Genomic DNA, 19,775 nt, shown 5'->3' on the forward strand with positions numbered 1-19,775 from the left:
TCAGCGAGAAATCTGCCCGCGTTCAATAGCAAGGCGACAAATTTCTCTTGGTATAATCCCTCCTAGATCCTCCCCAAAGTGGAGGACTTCCAATAAACTTTAGAAGTAAAAAGCGCGTAGGCCTGGCAGAAAACCGGGCCATGGAGTATGGCCTGTGCGGATGAAGGTTTTTTCTGCCTTGACTTTTGGTTACTTTGTGTCTAAGACAAAGTAACTGGGCCCTGCGCCCAAGAGCAGACTGACAATGGTAAAAGCACAACCACTGACATAAAGCAGAAACGCTCAATAAAGCAAAGTCCATTACCTGTCCTCAATTTCTTTTGAGCGACCAAAAGAAACAAAAGCCGCCGGCTACGCCCTGCCCGGTGAAAGGTGGTGCTTTGGCAAGGCTTGTGCTACTCCGGGCATTTCTGATGCCGGTAGGATAGGTTATTTATGGTTTGTGCTTTCATTATAAAAAAAGCCTGTCATTTCGAGCGGTAGTGAGGCGGATTTCTCCTCGTATTTCGTTCGAAATGACAGGCTTTTGGGTTGTTCCTTATACCTCTTACTCAAACTTCACGCTACCATAATTTGATTTTATTACGATAGTGCCGCTGCTGCCTTTGCCCAGCTTGCCTTTGAAGTTTTTGGTGGGGTTGTAGCCTCGCTCATCGTCTGATGGGCTTTTGTTTACTACGTTAACCACATCGTTATCGTAGTTAAAGCTACCGTAGTGTACGGTTACGTCAAAGTCAACATTCAATGGCTCGCTGATGCCCAGTTTTACGCCGGAGTATGACGAGTTAACCACCAGGTTCTTCAGGTTTTTATCAACAGTGGCAATGTTTAAGCCGCCGCTGTATTTTACGTTGATATTGCCTGATGTTTTTATGCTGCCAATTTTGGCACCGCTGTAGCTAATGTTGGCGTTCAGCCTTTCGCACTCGTTAAGGTTAAGGCTGCCATAAGCCACATTCAGGTCGCTGCCGTTGAGGCCTTCAATAGTGGCGCTACCGTATTTTACATCAATATCATTAGCCGGGTTGCTAAGCGTTTTGGCGGCAAAGGCACCATATGATTGATTAATGGTTACCTTGCCATACAGATCAGGCAGTGAGGTGCTGCCGTAGCTATTGGTTACAGCAAGGTTGTTTTTGGCAGGCATGTAAACGGTATAGTTTATCTCCATACGGCGAACGCTGCGGCGGCTGCCACTAATAAACGACCATGAGCCACCCTCGTTACTGTTACCCAGCTTGGTTTTAAACCATACGGTTTGCCCGTCGCGGCCATCGGCAATGGTAACATCATCCAGCATTTTTTGTGCCTGGCCTTCGCGGTTGGTGGCAACCTTTATCTGTACATCAACCTTAAACTCGTTACGGTTCCAGGTGTTAACAGTTACCTTGCCGTAGCGGTTATCAATTTTCAAGGCATCATTACGGTCGGCAGAGTAAGTTTTGCTGTAGTTCTTTACCTTTTCTTCCAGGTCATCATCATCGCTTTGCGTATTGGCATAGTTGCCGTTAATGGTAACGTTATTGCCGTTAACGTTAATGTTGTTGTCAAGACTAACATCGCAAATGGCGGCTACTTCGTTACCCAGGTTGGCCAGGCTCAGGTTAAGATCCTTGCTCATGGTTTTCATGCTTATGGCCAGCTCCTTATTAAGCTGTTTAAGCTCCTTGGTGTTAATTTTCGTATCAATATCCTTTAGGGCGATTTTAAGGTCCTTAAGATCGATGATACTGATGTTGTCATCATTAACCAGCGCAGTGCCATTTATAACAATGGCCGTAGCGGGTTTTGCAGGCTTAGGCGCCGCGGCAGGTTTTTTTTGTGCCGATGCGGTGCCGGCAGTGATCAGGGTAAGAGCCAGCAGGTAAAACATTAGCTTATATATTTTTGATCTCATTTTTTTCTTCTTTCTTCCACTCGTTAAATTGTTCAATTACGCTTAGTTGCTGGTTAAGCACCTCGGTTTGTATTTGCAGGTTGCGTATCATGGCACGCAGTATACGTTCCTGGTTAGGGCTGGTCGCCAAATCGCTTTTTAGTCGGCTATAAGCCGAATCCATTTTGGCTATCTCATGGCTGAACTCCTTGTACAGCTGAGGGTCAGACTTGGCCAGCGTTTTCAGCTCTGTACGTTTGGTTTGCACCAGCGATGCGTAGTGCATTTGCTGCTTGGCGTAAGTCGGGTTAATGTCGGCCAGTTCAATGGCTTTGTTGCCGTTACGCAGGTACAGGGCAAAGCACACGCCCATTACCACAATTACGCTCGCGGCTACCCGCAGCACAAAGCCTAACGAGAATGTTTTGGCCTCACGTTTTTTAATATCTTCCGGCTTGGGGGCAGCCAGATTCAGTTTTTGTTCAATGCTGTCCCACAATTCCATACGCGGCTCAAGGTCGTTAAACTCGTCCCTGTTGGCCTTCATGAAATCTTCTAATCTCTTGCTCATGATGTTATTCCTTTTCTGCTTAAAATTTCGCCCAGTTTCCGTTTAGCGCGTAAAAACTGTGTGCGCGATGTGTTTTCTGTAATATTCAATATCTGGCCTATTTCTTCGTGATCATACCCTTCGAGCAGGTAAAGCGATAGTACTACGCGGTAACCCTCCGGGAGCTCCTTCATTGCCTCTTTCACCTGGGCTACTTTGTACTGCGTTTCCTCGTCGTCATCCGCCTCCTCATCCGGAATGTTCATCATCTTCTCGTCCTCCAGGTCAGTCCACTCCAGTTTGCGCTTACGGAGCAGGTTGATAGATCGCGATACGACTATTTGTTTGAGCCATAGGCCAAAGGTGGTTTCCTGCCTAAAATCGTGTACTTTGTTAAAGGCGTGCAAAAAAGCTTCCTGCAGCACATCTTCGGCCTCGCCAACGTTGCCCACTATGCGGTAGGCAATGTTCAGCATTGCTTTAGAGTACAGGCGATAGAGCTCATAGCAGGCTTTTTTACTACCCTGCTTGCATTCAACCACCAGGTTGTAATGTTTGTCGATGTATATGGCTTCCAATTGTGATATTCAGCTTTCAGGTTATTAGACAGCGAATATTATTGAGTGTTGCACCATCGGCGCAAAATATTATCAGAATATTAAATAATTTTTTCATCGCGGCTTTGCAGCCAGGCATCAATAGCCTGCACAGCGTGGGCATAACGCCCGGCACCAAGGCCCGAAATAACCTTGTAATCGGCATTAAGGGCTTGCAACTCCCTGTGCCATATATCCATAAAATGCCCGCGCAGATGTGGAAAATCTCGCAGCGGGTCATCCTGCCAGGGCATATCAATATCTAAAAGCAGGTATAGATCGTAAGGGTGATCGGCCAGTTTATCCAGCACCTCCTGCGGAGATTTGCCGAATAAATGGTCGCTCCATATTTTTATGGTGATAAAGGTAGTATCGCAAATAAGCAGCTTGTTGGCTTGCGGTGCCAGCTTTTCTTCCAGTTCCAACTGTCCGTGAAACATGTTCAACTCATCCTGCCAGGTGTATTCGCGGTTAAGGTTCTCGCAATATTCGCGGGCGTACTCGGGTACCCAAATGGTATGGTAATGCTCGGCCAGGTAGGCCGACATGGTTGATTTACCCGTCGACTCGGGCCCTACAACCGCTATTTTGATGATGTTGTTATCCATTTGGGTGAACTTGTTTTTTATACTCGCGCCGCCACTCAACATAACCCATAGTCGCCATAAATATATATACAGCGTACATTATGGCCGTTAAGTGCAGATCTTTAAAATAATAGATGCCTACGTAAATAACATCAACAAAAACCCATAGCAACCAGTTTTGCAGCACGCGCCGCGCCATCAGCAATTGGGCTACCACGCTGCATGCCGCGCAAAAGCTATCAAGGTAAGGGTACGATGCCGAGGTATATTTTAGCCCGCTACCCAATATAACGGTACAGGCAGCAATACTACCTACGGATATTAAAAGTTGTTTTTGTGTGATGGATTTAACAGGCGCCAGGCCACTATCATCGGGCTTGTGCAGCCAGTAATACCAGCCATAAATGTTCATGGCCAGAAAGTATGCCTGCAAACCCATATCGGCAAAAAGGTGGGCCTTGAAAAATATGTACAGGTATATGCTTACGCTAATGATGGCGAATGGCCAGTTGAGGATGTTGTTACGCGCCGCAAGGTATACGCAGGCCAAACCGGTAATTACGGCAATTACCTCGTACCAGGTTTGTTGCTGCCACCATTGCAGTAATTCGGCGCTCCAATTCATTGTAACAAATATATAGTTTTGCAAAGTGTTTAAATTACTATACAAAATATACACTTTGTAGTTAATAACGTACAGGTGTATGTTCCTAAATACATACACATTGTCCTGAATTTACCCAAAAGTTTAAAAAAGCGTTGCGACACTTAATTTATCAAGCAATTTTTTTAACCCTTATTTATACTGAAAACAGCTTTATTGCCCTTAATGTAACAGCTTAGTTACGCCTATTGGCATATAATGGCGTTGTGTTTGTTGTTTTCTGTGTGACCTTGCGTTTATATCTGTGAAAAAGAAATAGAAACAACGTCTACCTGTGAAAAACATTTTTTTAACGAATTCTCAGACGCCCAGGCTGAGATGATATGTTCTTTGTTTTGGGTTTAATCAATAGTTTAAATTAATTAGGGGAAAGGGAGCACTTAAAAATGCTCTCTTTTTTTGTTTAAACATTTTTACAATCCCCTAACTAAACCCGGCATTCCCTTGTAAAGCAAAAATTCTTACCTTTGAAAAGTATATTAATTTAGTAGACTTTTTATAAATGATCCATCACATCCGTAAAGGACTATTCATATTCTCGGCGGCGTTATTAGCCTCATGCAGTCAACAATCATCCGAATTACAAACCGGCACCTGGCGCGGGGTTTTAAAAACATCAGCCGGAGAAGGTATACCCTTTAACTTTGAACTGGCCGATAGCGCGGGTAAATACAAACTGAGCATTATTAATGGTAACGAGCATTTTGCCGTGCCCGATGTAAGCACCAAGGATGATTCGGTATTTATAAACATGCCTTTGTTTGATTCGGAGTTCGCTTTGGCTAAAACCAACGATGGTGGCTTGCAGGGCAAATGGATAAAGCACCTGGCCACTAATGATGTGGCTATGGATTTTACCGCTACCCCCAACACCAAATGGCGCTTTTTTGAAAAGGAAGTACCGGCAACCGCGAATGTTGGCGGGCGTTGGTCGGCTACGTTTGGCGAGGGCGCTGAGGCCGATACCACCGTTGGTGAGTTTAAACACGATGGCGCCAAACTTACCGGTACCTTTTTAACCACCACAGGTGATTACCGCTTTTTGGAAGGTACCGTAGCCGGCGATAGCCTGTACCTGTCGTGCTTTGATGGCGGGCATGCCTATTTGTTCAAAGCTAAAGTTGCAGGTGCTGATAAAATTGAGGGCGGAAAATTCTATGCGGGCTTATCAGGTACGGATGTTTGGCAGGCCGTAAAAAACCAACAAGCCAAACTGCCCGACGCTTACTCGCTCACCGCTTTAAAGCCCGGCTATAAAAAGCTGGATTTTACCTTTCCTGATCTGGATGGCAAAAAGGTATCAATTAATGATGATCGCTTTAAAGGTAAGGTAGTAATGTTGCAAATATTAGGCTCGTGGTGCCCTAACTGTATGGACGAAACCGCTTACCTGGTTAACTATTACAAAAAATATCAGCCAAAGGGTGTAGAGATCATCGGTCTGGCTTATGAGCGTACCAAGGATTTCGATAAATCAGTAAAAGCGTTAACCCGCCTGAAGGAAAGGTTTGACATCACTTATCCCATACTGATCACCGGCTTTACACCCGAAAAGGGAGAGGCAGCCAAGAGCCTACCCGGCTTGAGTAAGGTGGTGGGTTTCCCTACTACCATTATCATCGATAAAAAGGGCGATGTGCGCAAGATACACACCGGCTTTAGCGGCCCAGCCACCGGCGAACATTATACCGAATTCATCAACGAGTTTGAAAAGCTAACGGATGATCTGTTAGCTGAGAAATAAAAAATGGCGGGTTGTTTTAACCCGCCATTTTTGTTTTATTATGGATTGAGAAACAATCCGCCCTCAATAGCCGGAATTATCTTTTTCTCGTTAGCGGTATCAAACATCAGCTTGATGGCTTTTTTGCCTTCGGTGCCTAAATCTACCGAGTATTTGTTCACGTACAGTTCAATGTGTTTGTACATCACCTCCTCGCTCATTTCCTGCGCGTGTTGGCGTATAAATTCCAGTCCCGATTTTGGGTTAGCGAATGCGTATTCTACCGATTTGCGCAACACACGGTTCACCTTGTGCTGAACGTCGGCAGGTAAGTTACGGTTAGCCACAATGCCACCAAGCGGAATAGGGCAGCCGGTTTTTTTCTCCCAATAATCGCCCAGGTCGATAATTTTTTTCAGGCCCTTATCCTGGTAAGTAAAGCGGTTTTCGTGAATGATGAGGCCAATGTCTATCTTCTCGGTTAGCAAGGCATCCTCAATTTCATTAAACACCAGCTCCTGTTTATTAGTAGCCTCCGGGAAAGCCAATCCTAACAAAAAGTTGGCGGTGGTGTATTTACCGGGAATACCTATTTTGAGATTTGAGATGTTAGATCTGAGATTTGAGATGATTGAGTCTACATCGTTACCCGCGGCATAATCCTTTTTCGAGATCAGCATCGGCCCAACGCCGAAGCCCAGGGCGCTGCCGCTGTCAAGCAATACATATTTTTCGGCTACATAGGCAAAGGCGTGGTAGCTTAGTTTGGTAATATCCAGCTCGCCACTAAAGGCTTTTTGGTTGAGGGTTTCCACATCATCATAAAACACTTCGAACTCCAGTCCTTCGGTATCAATTTTATGGTGAATTAGGGCATCAAATATAAAGGTATCATTAGGGCAAGGCGAAAAGCCGAGGGTTAGTTTCATAGTAAATACGTTTTAATCTTTCAACAGATCTTGCAGCAACTCGGCAGCAAATGTATTCAGATTTTTGATGGCAGGCCCTATCTGCCATGCCGCCCTATCGCGTTTCTCTACGTAATTTGACACTGACCTGATCTGTAAACAAGGCACGCCCGCCTGTTTGCAGGCGTAAAAAAATGCGGCGCCCTCCATGCTTTCCAACTGGGCGTTTACGCGGCTGGTCAGTTTTTGTATCGATGCTTCGTTGCCGTGTACGGTGTTCACAGTAGCGGACTTCACTTTTTTTATGTCGATTGTGTTCGGTAAGGTATAGCTGGCATAAAACCGGCTCTCACCAAAACCCAGGTCATCAATGGTTATAAAGGCTTCATCGTCCTCGGCACCAAGTTCTACCAAAGTATCTTCGATAACCTCGCACACAGTACCAAGGGCAATGCTGCGGTCAAAGCTACCGGCAATGCCCAGGTTAATTACCAGATCGTACCTGTTTGTTGCCAGATGCCTGCCCAGCGCGAATGCCGTGGCCACCATACCCGCCCCGGTGATGAGCAGTTTGCAGTTTGCAGTTTGCAGTTGGCTGTTGGCAATTAGCAGTACCGTTTGACCGATATCGTTTAAATTCGAAATTGAAGATGCGAAATCCGAAATCAACGGCCCTACTTCGGGCTGTGTGGCTGCTACAATAAGAATGCGCATAATAATGGCTTAAATGTAGATGAACGGAAAAGCGAGCCTTACAGTGTGGTTTTTTCTTCGGGCAAATCCTTTAACAGTTCCCTGGCAGGAACATCTTTTATTTCACCGTCAATTTTCACTACCAAATTACCGCCTTGAAGGGCTGTTTGTTCGGCAAGCTTACGCAGCGCTTTTTGTATGCCGTAAATCACCTTGCTCTCAAAGGATGCTTCAGATGAAATTACTGATGTGTCAATATTGTCAAAAGCCATTGGTTTGCTGCTGTATAATATTCCAAATTTCGTTATTGAGTATTACTTTTCCAAATCCGTTATCCATGGCTATGGTTTCGGGCACCAGCCCCATGGTATTTACTATCATCCATTTATTGCAAAATGGAATGTACAGATTAAGCAGATTGTAAAGACCCCGATAATATCGCCTTGTAACCACCTCATCCGGTATATGGTGCCCGCCTGCTGATACCCGCTTAGCTACCCGCCTTATAGCTTGAGCAGGAGAATCCAGCCAAAAAAACACCAGTATAATGTTGTATCCTTTTTCAATGGCTTCCTTAATAAGCAGTGTGTAGCTGCGGGTAGCCAGCGTGGTTTCAAAGGCAAAGTCCGTGTTGTCCCTCATTAGTTCATGTATGCGTTTAAGCATGATCCGGCCTGCTTCCAGCGCTACACTCTCCGGATTAAAGGGCGAAATGCCCGCGGCAATGTTATCGGCATTAACAAATTCCTTACAATTTAATATTTCGGGTAGCATGGTGTAACTGGCCGTAGTTTTCCCGGCACCGTTGCATCCTGCTATAATGTAAAGATTTGGCATAACGACCTTATAATTATGATGGCTAATATAAAACAACTCACCTGTTTTTGTTTTGTATATTTGCACCCACAATTATTATGATGATTTATATAACGCGCAGAGAACATTTTAACGCCGCCCACCGCATGTACAGGGATGAGTGGAGTGAAGAAAAAAATGCCGAGGTATTCGGCAAGTGCGCTAACCCTAACTGGCACGGTCACAACTATAACCTTTTTGTAACCATAAAGGGCGAAATAAGCTATGCCACCGGTTATTTAATGGATCTGAAGGATCTGAAAGCCATAATTCAGGAGCGCATTGTTGAAAAGCTTGACCATAAGAACCTGAACAAGGATGTTGATTTTATGCAGGGCAAAATGGCATCGACCGAGTTGCTTTGTATCGAAATATTTAATCAGCTTAAAGCACCTATTGAGGCTTTCGAGGGCGTGTTTTTGCACTCGGTACGCCTGCACGAAACCGAAAACAATTCCGCCGAGTACTTTGGCGAATAATATATACTAATGGATAACACCCGGCACATACCCGACCGCGATGATGACATTGACGGTTACGAAAAAATTGACCGCTACAACCCCGACCTGATTGATAGCCTTAAAGGCCATTACCACGAAGTGCTTAAGCTGATAGGCGAGCACCCCGGTCGCGAAGGTTTGCTGAAAACCCCTGAGCGTATGGCCAAGGCCATGCTTTACCTAACGCATGGTTATGACCTTAATGCCGAGGAGATACTAAAATCGGCCATGTTTAAGGAAGATTACAGCCAGATGGTTGTGGTTAAGGATATTGAAGTATATTCGATGTGTGAGCACCACATGCTGCCATTTTTAGGCAAGGCGCACATAGCTTACATACCTAACGGTTATGTAGTTGGCCTGAGTAAGATACCCCGCATTGTGGATGTTTTCGCCCGCCGTTTACAGGTACAGGAGCGTTTAACCAACGAAATACGCGATTGTATACAACAAACGCTTAATCCTATTGGCGTAGGCGTGGTAATTGAGTGCCGCCACATGTGTATGAGCATGCGCGGTGTACAAAAGCAAAACTCGGTAACCACCACATCGGCATTTACCGGTGCCTTTTTGCAGGATAAAACACGTACGGAATTTTTAAATCTGATATCGTCAAGGTTGAGTTAGTGTTTGGAGATTAGAGGTTAGAGATCAGTGATTGGTACTAACCTCTGATTACTAATCACCACCCCCAAACCATAATCCAATTAAACAGTTAATAACTAATCACTGATTACCGATCACTGATCAACAATAAAACATGAACGCATACATTTTTCCAGGACAAGGCGCACAGTTTGTAGGTATGGGTAAAGACCTTTACGAAACATCAGACGAAGCACGCGCGCTTTTTGAAAAAGCTAACGATATTTTAGGCTTCAGCATTACCGACATCATGTTCAACGGTACCGATGAGGACTTGAAACAAACCCGCGTAACACAGCCGGCCATATTTTTACACTCGGTTATTTTAGCCAAAGTGTTGGGCGATACCTTTAAACCTGATATGGTTGCCGGTCACTCATTGGGTGAATTTTCAGCACTGGTATCAGCCGGTGCATTGAGCTTTGATGATGGTTTAAGGCTGGTAGCGGCACGTGCCAATGCCATGCAAAAAGCCTGCGAACTGCAACCATCAACCATGGCCGCTATTTTAGGTTTGGATGATTTTACGGTTGAGGATATTTGCCAGCAAGTGAGCGATGTGGTTGTTCCGGCAAACTATAACTGCCCGGGTCAGCTGGTAATATCAGGCAGTATAGCCGGTATTGATGCCGCTTGCGAAAAGCTGCTTGCCGCCGGCGCTAAACGCGCGTTAAAACTTAACGTTGGTGGTGCATTCCACTCACCGTTAATGGAATCGGCACGTGTGGAGCTGGAGGCAGCTATTGTGGCTACCAATATACAGGCACCTGTTTGCCCTATATACCAAAACATTGATGCCAAGCCATATACTGATCCTGAAAAGATAAAGCAAAACCTGATAGCCCAGCTTACCGGTGCCGTGCGCTGGACGCAAACCGTACAGCACATGCTTGAGGACGGAGCCACCTCATTTACCGAGGTAGGGCCGGGTAACGTATTGCAGGGCCTTGTTAAAAAGGTTGATCGCGGCGTAGCCACTGCAAGCGCCTCTATCAGCTAAAAAATATTCCTGTTTGTATATAAAGCCACTTAAACAAGTGGCTTTATTTTTATTTACTTTTATCTGCCAAAAAACATACCGATTTGAGTTACAGGGTAAAAATACGTTTGCTGCTGGCCTTATTAACCATAAGCCTTTTTATAACGGCCATCATATTACCAAGTTCATACACACCGGGGCGCACGCTCGAACAAACGGCCAAAACCCTTGAAGATAATATTCAGGACAGGGAGAGCTTCATTAAGGATATTCTTAACGATTCGGTAAAATTCAACCAGCTTAAGGGCTTGCGCAATAATGCCGACCTGTCGTTAAAGCTAATAACCGATTATACCCTTAAGGAGCATGTATGGTTTATAACGCTTGATACCGGTAAACTATCATTTTGGAGCGGGGTAAAGGTGCTGCCCTCAAACCCGGGGCGCATAAAAGCGGGGCGCTCGTTCATTAAACAAGGGAATGGTTATTACGAGGCCATGCGCAAGAATGACGGCGATTTTTCGGCCATCTTCCTGTTCCCGGTAAAAATGAACTATACTTTTCAGAATAAGTATCTTAGAAACGGATTTTCAAAATACCTGCTCAGCGAGGCCGACAATATTGTTGACCTTGCCGACTTTAACGATAGGCAGTTTTACCCCATTCACAGTATAAGCGGGCAATATTTGTTTGGTGTTAAGCTAAAGGATAACGCCATCAATAGCCGCTATTTTTATTCGGAGTTAACGGTATGGTTCTTCGCCTTTTTGGTGCTGTGCCTGCTGGTTAATGATTTTTGTTTGCATATAGCCCGCAAGGGTCACGCTCTGCTGGCAGCGTTGCTCATCATGGTGTTTATTGTCGCGCTGCGGTTCATCAACCTTAAATACACCTGGCCCGATTTTACCACCAAGCTCGATCTGTTCAACCCATCACATTTTGAATATGGGGCGATGTTCCCCTCCCTTGGCGATTTTTGTATCAACATACTTTTTGCCACCTGGTTCTCGGCATTCATCTATGTAAACCGCAATTATTTGCTAAACAATGTTAAAAGCCGGGCGGTAGGCTACGTGGTGCTGCTGTGTTGTACGGCGTTCATCATCGGCATGTCGGCAGGGTTGCTTGTTTTGTTTGATAGCGTTGTGGTTAGGTCGAACATCAATTTCGATGTTACTAACGTGCTTAACCTTACCTCGCTAAGTGTGGTGGGCTTATGTATGCTGTGTTTCGCGTTCCTGATATTTTATTTGATAAACGATGCCTTTATAGCCATCTGTATTAAGCTGCCTATATCAAACGCGCATAAAACCTTTATCTTTTTGTTGGCTGTGGCTGCCGCCACTGTGGTATACGCATCGTGCTATAAGTTCAATACCTTTTTCATGTTCATGGGTATTATGGTGCTTATCCGCTCGTACGATTACCGGTATTCTGATGGGCGCCTGTCGGCCGTATCGTTGCTGGCCATGGTATTCATCGGGGCGGTTATATCGGCTGTGGAGCTGAATACTTTTCAGTCCATCAAAGAACTTACGGAGCGTAAGGAGTTTGCCGGTAAACTTTTAAAGCCTAATGATGCCGAGATAAACAATGCCCTGCGCAAGCTCGAAAAAAAGATAGTTAAAGACACCGATATTCTCCGTGCCTTTGGCAAGCCCGACCAGGCCATCACCATAAAAACCAGGCTGCAAAAGCTTTACTTTAACGGCTCAGTGCCGCGCTACAGAGTTAATATACGGCAGTTTGATACTAACGATCAGCCTGTTATTGCTGATAACGGCTACCCGCTTAGTGTTTACCGCGACCAGATGATGTACAGCTCGTTCAAGGTGTCTAACTATTTCTTCCGTGAGAATGAATCGTTCGGTTTGCAAAATTACTTTGCCATACTGCCCGTTATCTACAGGGGGGTAAATAAAGGCTCGATATTAATTGAACTGAGCTCAAAAGGCCAGGCAGCATTAAGGGAATTCCCGGAGTTGTTGGTTGAGGGTAATAACGAGTGGGCCAATCAGCTTAAAGATTACTCGTACGCCTTTTATTCAGACGGTAAACTGGTTACCCAAAACGGCAATTATATATATGATATTGTTAACAAGGTGTTTGATGCTCCGCTCAACAAGTATCATTACATGACCACCAATAGCATATACCCGGAATGGTACCGCATGTTCTCGCGCAATAACCACCTGGTATACCGGGTATCAAAACGTAATGTGATGGTGGTTAGCAAAAGCGAGAACATGCTGTTTTTTGGTGTAACGGCGCTTACCTTCTTTTTTGTGTTGCTGCTGCTGTTCAGTTTACTGATAGTACTAATGCGCTTGCTGTGGCTGCGTATACGCATATTATACGTTACCGATAATAAGATAAAGTGGGGCTTCCGCATCAATTTTGATAAGGTGCTGTACAAAACACGCATACAGTTCTCCATGATATTGGCCGTGGTGTTCACCCTCATTATTGTGGGCTTTATTACGTTCTTATTCATCCGCACGCAATACAACTCGCAGCAGGAAGAAATGATACGGCTAAAAATTGCCCGTATTACCGACGCCTTTGAGAACGGCGATTTCAATAAGTATATTGATAGCATCAATACGGATAATTTTAAAAGTTTTGAGGAACTGGCCAACACCTTTTCGGCCGATCTGACGGTGTTTAACAAGCAAGGCTCACTAAAAGGCACCACCCAACCCAAGATATATGAGAATGGCCTGCATGCACCCCGCATGAACTCCAGGGCGTTCGTACAAATGAGCCAGCTGCAAAAGTCAGAATATGTAAATGATGAAACCATTGGCGAGCTGCATTACAAATCAGTTTACGCGCCTTTAAAGGATTCAAAGAAAGAAACGGTTGCGTACCTGCAACTCCCCTATTTCTCGAACGAAGTGGATTACAAGGCACAGGTAGGCTCGCTGCTGAATGCCATGATCAATGTATACGCCTTGGTATTCATCGCCATTGGTTTGCTGGCAGTGGTTATAGCCCGGCAGATAACCGCACCGCTCAATTTTATACAAAACAGCCTTAGCCGTATTATTTATGGTCGTAAAAACGAGCCTATTAAATGGGATCGTGATGATGAGATAGGCGCGCTGGTTAAGGAGTATAACAAGATGATAGCGGCGTTGGAGAACAGCGCGCAAAAGCTGGCACAATCAGAAAGGGAGAGCGCCTGGCGCGAGATGGCCAAGCAGGTAGCCCACGAGATCAAGAACCCGCTTACGCCTTTGAAACTGGGCTTGCAACTGCTTGATAAATCGTGGAAGGATAAAGACCCTAAGTTCGATCAGAAATTTGAGCGCTTTAGCAAATCATTTGTGGAGCAGATAGAGAGTTTGTCGTCCATCGCGTCGGAGTTTTCGGCATTTGCCAAGATGCCTGATACCAAGATGGTGCAGATGAATATTTTTGAGGTGCTTAACCAGGCGGTGATCATTTTTAAGCAGATGGATAACCTCACCATCAACTACCAGGCGCCCGAGCAGCCGTTCGTCATTAATGCCGACCGCGACCAGTTGCTGCGCTGTTTTAATAACCTGTTGAAGAATGCCATTGAGGCCACTCCGCCCGACCGTGCTGGAGTTATCGACCTTAGTTTCCTGATCACCAGCAAAAACATATTACTAAGCATTAAGGATAACGGCAACGGCATCCCCGAGGATATGCGCGAAAAGATATTCGAGCCTAACTTTACTACCAAAAGCTCGGGCACGGGTTTGGGGCTGGCCTTTATCAAAAACTCTATTGAAAATGCCGGCGGCAAGGTTTGGTTTGAAACTGAGCTTGGCATAGGTACCACATTCTACTTAAGCTTGCCTGCGGCGGATAATGCTTAGCGAATACCGTATAAAACAAGAGCGGCCTCAGCATTTGCTGAGGCCGCTCTTGTTTTATACCTTAATGATGATCTTCCGTTTATACAACACCCACATAACTACCCATATCAGCAACACCCAAAATATGGCCATGGCCAGCGAAGCGTTCAGGGGCGACAGGTAAGGATCGAACAATATTTTGTTGATATTGAGTTTACTCATGTAATGTGGTATGTACATGGATAGTACATAGGCGGTAATAGCATTTACCCCGAACGGAATAAAAAAGCTGGTAAACCGTGTACGACCGTTCACATCAATCAGCCAGTAACTAATGCCGAGGGCTATGGTAGCCAGGCCGCCGGTATACAGCACAAATGAACTTGTCCATAGTGATTTATTGATGGGGAAGAACATATCCCATATTAGTGCAAGTATTACAGCCGCTACGCCGTAGGTTAGCATCCAGGTTACCTTTACGCTTTCTTCAGTAGCCTTTTGCTTAAGCCATGAGCCTACCCTGATGCCGAACAAACCTGTAGCAATGGCCGGTATAGTGCCCAGCAAACCTTCAGGGTCCCACGTGCGCGATTGGCTCCACAGGTGGTTCTCCGTCAGTATCAAACGATCCAGCCAGGCACCTATGTTGGTTTCAGGCTCCAGGTTAGCCGGGCCGTGGTCGGGCACGGGTACAAAACACATAATGATGTAATACCCTATGAGCGCCAGGCCAAACACCCAATCGCGCGTGCGTCGCGATGTTTTGATGTATAGCACCGTACAGATAAAGAACACTACAGCGATGCGCTGCAACACGCCCGGTATGCGCATGGTAGCCAGGCCCGGGTGAAACAGCAGGTGCGTACCTAAACTGATAATGATCAGGATAGCCATACGGCGTAGGGCCGTCAGTATCATTTTACCGTGGTTTGCAGGGTCGGCCTTTTTGCTTTCCATAGCGAACACAATGGATACCCCTACAATAAACAGGAAGAACGGAAATATCAGATCGGTTGGCGTGCAGCCGTTCCATTTGGAGTGTTCAAGCGGCGGGTAAATGTACTCCCAGCTACCTGGGTTGTTTACCAGTATCATGGCGGCAACGGTAGCACCACGAAACACATCAAGCGATAAAAGACGTTTTGAAACAGGTTGGCTCATCTAAACAGTTTATTCTCAAACATAAAAAAATAGCGCTTAAAAACACCGATTATAATAACTTTGATTCGATGGCACTTAACCGTAATCTGCAAAAACTGTTCAACATAGCGCAAAAGAGTGAACGGCTGGGCATCGGCCTCATGTCGGGCACCTCACTGGATGGGTTGGATATTGCCCTATGCCGTTTTACCGGGCATGGCATGCAAACACAGTTTGAGCTGTTGAACTTTACCACCATACCCTACGATGAACATTTTAAGGGCGAGGTAAGGCAGGTATTCGCCAAACGCCAGGCCGATATTGAAAAGCTTACCCTGCTGAATGCCTACATAGGCGGCTACCATGCCGACCTAATATTACAAGCGCTTGAGCAATGGCAGATAAAACCCACCGAGGTTGATTACATTGCCAGCCACGGCCAAACCATTTACCATGCCCCGGAAAGGCAACACCTGCAACCCGGTTACCCCAACGCCACCCTGCAAATTGGCGACGGCGACCATATAGCGGTAAAAGCGGGCATCATCACCATAAGCGATTTCAGGCAGAAACATATTGCCGGTGGCGGCGAGGGCGCTCCGCTGGCTTTGTATGGCGATGTATTGCTGGGCAGCAAAGCGGGCGAGAACCGTCTGCTATTAAACATTGGCGGCATAGCCAATGCCACCTGGTTACCCGACTCACAAAATTTAAACGAAGTTTTCAGTACCGATATTGGCCCCGGCAATACCATGATAGATGCCGCCTGCAAAAAGTATTTTGATAAGCCTTTTGATAAGGAGGGTGAGATAGCCCGCTCAGGAACAGTAAATCAAAACTTACTAAATGCCTTATTGCAGCACCCATTCTTCCATCAGAAATTACCTAAAACCACCGGGCCGGAGGTATTTAACCTAGCTTTGGCAGAGAAGACCATAACCGATTCGGGAATTGGCTCAGTAAGCCCTGCAGATCTTATTGCTACGCTTACCGCGTTCACCGGTTCGAGCATTGTTCAATTCGTAAACAGTTACGTAAGTACTTACGTAAACATTTACGCAAGTGGCGGGGGCGCAAGTAACCCCGTTGTAATGGCGTATTTAAAACAGCATTTGCCTAAAGCCAACATCTCCAACACATCCGCATTAGGCATCAACCCCGATGCTAAGGAGGCAATACTATTCGCGCTATTGGGTAATGAGGCTTTGGTAGGCGAGCCTATCGCTATTGGCACTAACCCTGCCGTGCTGATGGGCAAGTTTGGCTTTCCTTATTGAGTGTAGCTGTACAGGCGCTCAAACAAGCCGGGGTAGTTGGTGATCATGCCATCACTGTCAATGGTTAGCTCGGCAGTGAAATTCCCGCCATCATTTTCAAAGCGGTAGGTATGCTCATCTATACAGGTATACTTTTGTACATCTGTACTTACTTTTTCAGTGGGTATATCAAAATACAATACTTCAATTTCGGCAGATTGCCCAGGTTGCAGGTTCAGGCGGTTTATGGGCAGGCTGTTGGTAAATGGGGTCATGGTGATATCTACATCCACACAATCGCAATGTACAGGCTCGGGCGAGTCGCCACCCAGCCATCCTACCGAAACCTTTACGTAGTGCCAGCTATGCGGCGTACCATCAACAACATACTCTATGTATACCTCTTTGGCATTCCATCCACCATCAAGCAACAGCGAGTAATTAACCTCGAACGAGAGATCATTAATAGTACCTACAATGGTTGATGATACCGTTACATCAGTTGTGCTGGCCGTAACCAAACAATGCTCTACCGAATTGTAATCGGCTATGCCTTTCCATATAACAAGTTTCTCTTCCATTGCATTTTATAAACGCAAACAGCCCGCACTTGTTTAGGGTGCGGGCTGTTAATCAGCATTTTACAACAACAGGTTTTATTTAAACACCGTTGTAAGCTTGTTATCCATGTTAATGTAATCAATCAATATCTGTCCGGCTTCAACTTTCATAAAGTCCAGATCCTCATTACGTGGTTTGGTTTGGCCTTTTTTCAAGGCTGGTAAGCCCATAGCCACACGGCGCAGGTTAGTACGTTCAAAGCTTTTTTGCTCGTCGGTATCACGTTCCTTTTTCAGCTTCTCCTCGTTAAGGGTTACGCTTCTTTCAGCCTCGGTCTTTTTAAACTCGGCAATATCCTCTAACAGGTATTTGTAGCTTGCGCTTTGCGTCATACGTTGCTCATGCTGTTTTTTAAGCTGAGGCAATACGGTAGCAAAATCGCCAACTTTAGCATAGGTGCTTTTTGGTATAACATCATAAGGTAAAGCTGATGGCTCAGTATCCTCGCCATATTTATCCAACGGAATGATAGACGGGAAGCTGATATCAGGCATTACACCCTTATGCTGGGTTGATGCGCCGCTGATACGGTAAAATTTAGCCACGGTAAGGTTAAGCTGACCAAATTTGTTTTGGCTACCAGTACCTACCGGTTTGGTTTTACCTACAAGACCGGCAATTTTTTCGCTAAGTGTAGTAGTGATCACCTTGTCCAGGTTGATGGCGCTTTGTACGGTACCTTTACCATAGGTTTGTGTACCTACTATTAGGCCACGACCATAATCCTGAATAGCACCGGCGAAGATCTCAGATGCCGAAGCGCTGAAACGGTCAACAGATATCAGCAGCGGGCCACTGTAAGCTATCTCCGGGTCTTCGTCCTTATCAACCTCTATCTGGTTACGGGCATCTTTAACCTGAACCACAGGGCCATCCTTAATAAACAAACCGGTAAGCTCAATGGCCTCAGTTAACGAGCCACCACCATTTTGGCGAAGATCAATAACCACACCGTCAACCTTTTGTTGTTTCAGGGTATCTAATATCAGCTTTACATCGCGGGTGGTGCTTTTGTAGTTAGGGTTACCTGAGCGGTAATCATCAAAATCAAGGTAGAATGCCGGGATAGAGATGATGCCTATCTTAAAGTTTTTGCCGTTTTGGTTATATGTTTTAATTTCCTTTTTGGCCGATTGATCTTTCAGGATGATCTTCTCACGTATCATCTCAACGATCTTTGGCTTGCTGCCCGCGGTTGCACCGGCAGGTAATATCTCCAAACGTACCACTGTACCCTTAGTACCACGAATAATAGCGATAGCGTTCTCAATACGCCAGCCTATAATATTCTGGAATTCGCCGGTTTTGCCCTGCGCAACACCAACAATACGGTCGTCAACGCTTATCTGCTTACTTTTATCAGCCGGGCCACCGGGTACTATGGTTTTGATGGTTACATACTCATTCTCTGATTGCAGCGAAGCACCTATACCCTGTACCGAGCGCGACATTTCGATATTGAAGTTAGCCGCGTTTGATGGCGTAAAGTAGTTAGTGTGCGGATCAACAGCTTCGGTAAACGAATCCATAAATATTTGGAACACATCGGCATTTGATAGCTTGTTTGATTGCGACAACAGGTTTTGGTAACGCTTGCGCAGGGTTTCCTTATTCTTGGCCATATCCTTATTGGCCAGTTTAAGGTTAAGCAAATCGTACTTTACACGGCCATCCCAAAGTTTATCCAACTCCTGCGGCGATGCTACCCAAGGTAGTTTCTCGCGGTCGTAAGTAAAGGTTTCGCTCTTAGTATAATCAAAATTATCGTTCACCTGCTTTAACGAGTAGTTAATGCGATCGTTATAACGTTTTTGGTATACGTTGAATATATAGAACACATTAGCCAGGTTACCGGCCTTCATGTCATCATCAAGCATCAGCCTGTATTTCTCAAAATCCTTAACATCACTTGCCAGCAGGTAATTGTGGTTACCATCCAGCGCCTTAATATAGCGGTCAAATATCACTCCGGAGATAGAATCATTCAGATCGATCTTTTTGTAGTTGTACTTGGTGATCATTTCGGCCACATTTTGCAGTACGATGGATTGCTGCTCATCGGGCTGAAGATCATTAGAGCCGGCTACTTTTATTGGTTTTGATGGGGAGGCCTGGCACGAAAGTGCAGCGCCGATCACCAACACAGCATATAATTTCTTAAACATATCTTTTACCGTTTTTAGGTCGGGGTTTTTAACCAACATCAATACTTGTGCCTTTTGTAAATTACTTATGTAAAAAAAGACAGCCATACCAGGCTGTCCTTATAATATATTGAATAACAATAATACGATATTGTTTGAATTCTATTGTAATTGATGCCTGAAATTACCCTTTTGTTACAAAACGTTTAAT

The 19,775-nt window shown here is 45.3% G+C and carries 18 protein-coding genes; 6 read left to right on the top strand and 12 right to left on the bottom strand.

Translation table 11 applies throughout. The features are described 5' to 3' along the window. Positions 1 to 547: 547 nt before the first annotated feature. The 5 genes from IM792_RS20800 to pnuC form a co-directional block, all read right to left on the bottom strand. Complete coding sequence (locus tag IM792_RS20800) at positions 548 to 1,897, bottom strand: hypothetical protein (protein WP_194103852.1); 1,350 nt, start codon at positions 1,895 to 1,897, stop codon at positions 548 to 550. Beyond that, a complete protein-coding gene (locus IM792_RS20805; protein WP_194103853.1) occupies positions 1,878 to 2,447 on the bottom strand; it encodes a hypothetical protein in 570 nt (189 codons plus the stop codon). The genes IM792_RS20800 and IM792_RS20805 overlap by 20 nt, the downstream gene beginning before the upstream one ends. After that, positions 2,444 to 3,004: an RNA polymerase sigma factor gene (locus tag IM792_RS20810; protein ID WP_194103854.1), complete on the bottom strand. Its 561-nt coding sequence runs from the start codon at positions 3,002 to 3,004 to the stop codon at positions 2,444 to 2,446. Before IM792_RS20810 ends, IM792_RS20805 begins: the two co-directional genes overlap by 4 nt. 80 nt (positions 3,005 to 3,084) lie before the next feature. Then, complete coding sequence (locus tag IM792_RS20815; RefSeq protein ID WP_194103855.1) at positions 3,085 to 3,630, bottom strand: ATP-binding protein; 546 nt, start codon at positions 3,628 to 3,630, stop codon at positions 3,085 to 3,087. After that, positions 3,623 to 4,234 (bottom strand): nicotinamide riboside transporter PnuC, encoded by a 612-nt coding sequence (gene pnuC, locus IM792_RS20820; protein WP_194103856.1) that lies wholly within the window; start codon positions 4,232 to 4,234, stop codon positions 3,623 to 3,625. Before pnuC ends, IM792_RS20815 begins: the two co-directional genes overlap by 8 nt. A gap of 541 nt (positions 4,235 to 4,775) precedes the next feature. Here pnuC and IM792_RS20825 point away from each other — a divergent pair. Next, the gene (locus IM792_RS20825; protein WP_194103857.1) at positions 4,776 to 6,017 is read left to right on the top strand and encodes a TlpA disulfide reductase family protein; all 1,242 of its coding nucleotides are present in this window, start codon (positions 4,776 to 4,778) and stop codon (positions 6,015 to 6,017) included. Between the two features lie 38 nt (positions 6,018 to 6,055). Here IM792_RS20825 and IM792_RS20830 read toward each other — a convergent pair whose 3' ends face one another. Genes IM792_RS20830 through IM792_RS20845 form a run of 4 tightly spaced genes read right to left on the bottom strand, consistent with a single transcriptional unit; the run spans position 6,056 to position 8,434 of the window. After that, positions 6,056 to 6,925, bottom strand: a complete 870-nt coding sequence (locus IM792_RS20830; RefSeq protein WP_194103858.1) for a 1,4-dihydroxy-6-naphthoate synthase — start codon at positions 6,923 to 6,925, stop codon at positions 6,056 to 6,058. Between the two features lie 12 nt (positions 6,926 to 6,937). Then, a complete protein-coding gene (gene mqnB / locus IM792_RS20835) occupies positions 6,938 to 7,618 on the bottom strand; it encodes a futalosine hydrolase (protein ID WP_194103859.1) in 681 nt (226 codons plus the stop codon). Between the two features lie 38 nt (positions 7,619 to 7,656). Then, positions 7,657 to 7,869: a hypothetical protein gene (locus IM792_RS20840; protein WP_194103860.1), complete on the bottom strand. Its 213-nt coding sequence runs from the start codon at positions 7,867 to 7,869 to the stop codon at positions 7,657 to 7,659. Continuing rightward, complete coding sequence (locus IM792_RS20845) at positions 7,859 to 8,434, bottom strand: zeta toxin family protein (RefSeq protein ID WP_194103861.1); 576 nt, start codon at positions 8,432 to 8,434, stop codon at positions 7,859 to 7,861. The genes IM792_RS20840 and IM792_RS20845 overlap by 11 nt, the downstream gene beginning before the upstream one ends. A gap of 80 nt (positions 8,435 to 8,514) precedes the next feature. On the opposite strand from IM792_RS20845, the gene IM792_RS20850 reads away from it, so the two are divergent. From IM792_RS20850 to IM792_RS20865, 4 genes are all read left to right on the top strand, one after another. Continuing rightward, the gene (locus IM792_RS20850; protein WP_194103880.1) at positions 8,515 to 8,931 is read left to right on the top strand and encodes a 6-carboxytetrahydropterin synthase; all 417 of its coding nucleotides are present in this window, start codon (positions 8,515 to 8,517) and stop codon (positions 8,929 to 8,931) included. 9 nt (positions 8,932 to 8,940) lie between these two features. Next, entirely contained in the window at positions 8,941 to 9,579 is a 639-nt protein-coding gene (gene folE, locus IM792_RS20855) for a GTP cyclohydrolase I FolE (protein WP_194103862.1), read from the top strand. A 133-nt stretch (positions 9,580 to 9,712) separates the two neighbouring features. After that, positions 9,713 to 10,597: an ACP S-malonyltransferase gene (gene fabD, locus IM792_RS20860; protein WP_194103863.1), complete on the top strand. Its 885-nt coding sequence runs from the start codon at positions 9,713 to 9,715 to the stop codon at positions 10,595 to 10,597. Between the two features lie 83 nt (positions 10,598 to 10,680). Next, positions 10,681 to 14,424, top strand: a complete 3,744-nt coding sequence (locus tag IM792_RS20865; RefSeq protein WP_194103864.1) for an ATP-binding protein — start codon at positions 10,681 to 10,683, stop codon at positions 14,422 to 14,424. 54 nt (positions 14,425 to 14,478) lie between these two features. Here the strand turns inward: IM792_RS20865 and IM792_RS20870 are convergent, their stop codons facing one another. Beyond that, on the bottom strand, positions 14,479 to 15,564 hold the full coding sequence (locus IM792_RS20870; RefSeq protein WP_194103865.1) for a DUF5009 domain-containing protein: 1,086 nt from the start codon (positions 15,562 to 15,564) through the stop codon (positions 14,479 to 14,481). Between the two features lie 68 nt (positions 15,565 to 15,632). Here IM792_RS20870 and IM792_RS20875 point away from each other — a divergent pair, with 68 nt between their 5' ends. Beyond that, the gene (locus IM792_RS20875) at positions 15,633 to 16,820 is read left to right on the top strand and encodes an anhydro-N-acetylmuramic acid kinase (protein WP_194103866.1); all 1,188 of its coding nucleotides are present in this window, start codon (positions 15,633 to 15,635) and stop codon (positions 16,818 to 16,820) included. Here the strand turns inward: IM792_RS20875 and IM792_RS20880 are convergent. Together IM792_RS20880 and IM792_RS20885 are read right to left on the bottom strand one after the other, a co-directional pair. Next, entirely contained in the window at positions 16,814 to 17,380 is a 567-nt protein-coding gene (locus tag IM792_RS20880) for a putative glycolipid-binding domain-containing protein (RefSeq protein WP_194103867.1), read from the bottom strand. The genes IM792_RS20875 and IM792_RS20880 overlap by 7 nt on opposite strands. 75 nt (positions 17,381 to 17,455) lie before the next feature. Further along, complete coding sequence (locus IM792_RS20885) at positions 17,456 to 19,585, bottom strand: carboxy terminal-processing peptidase (RefSeq protein ID WP_194103868.1); 2,130 nt, start codon at positions 19,583 to 19,585, stop codon at positions 17,456 to 17,458. Positions 19,586 to 19,775 lie beyond the last annotated feature (190 nt).

This window comes from Mucilaginibacter sp. JRF (assembly GCF_015223065.1).
Taxonomy (GTDB): domain Bacteria; phylum Bacteroidota; class Bacteroidia; order Sphingobacteriales; family Sphingobacteriaceae; genus Mucilaginibacter.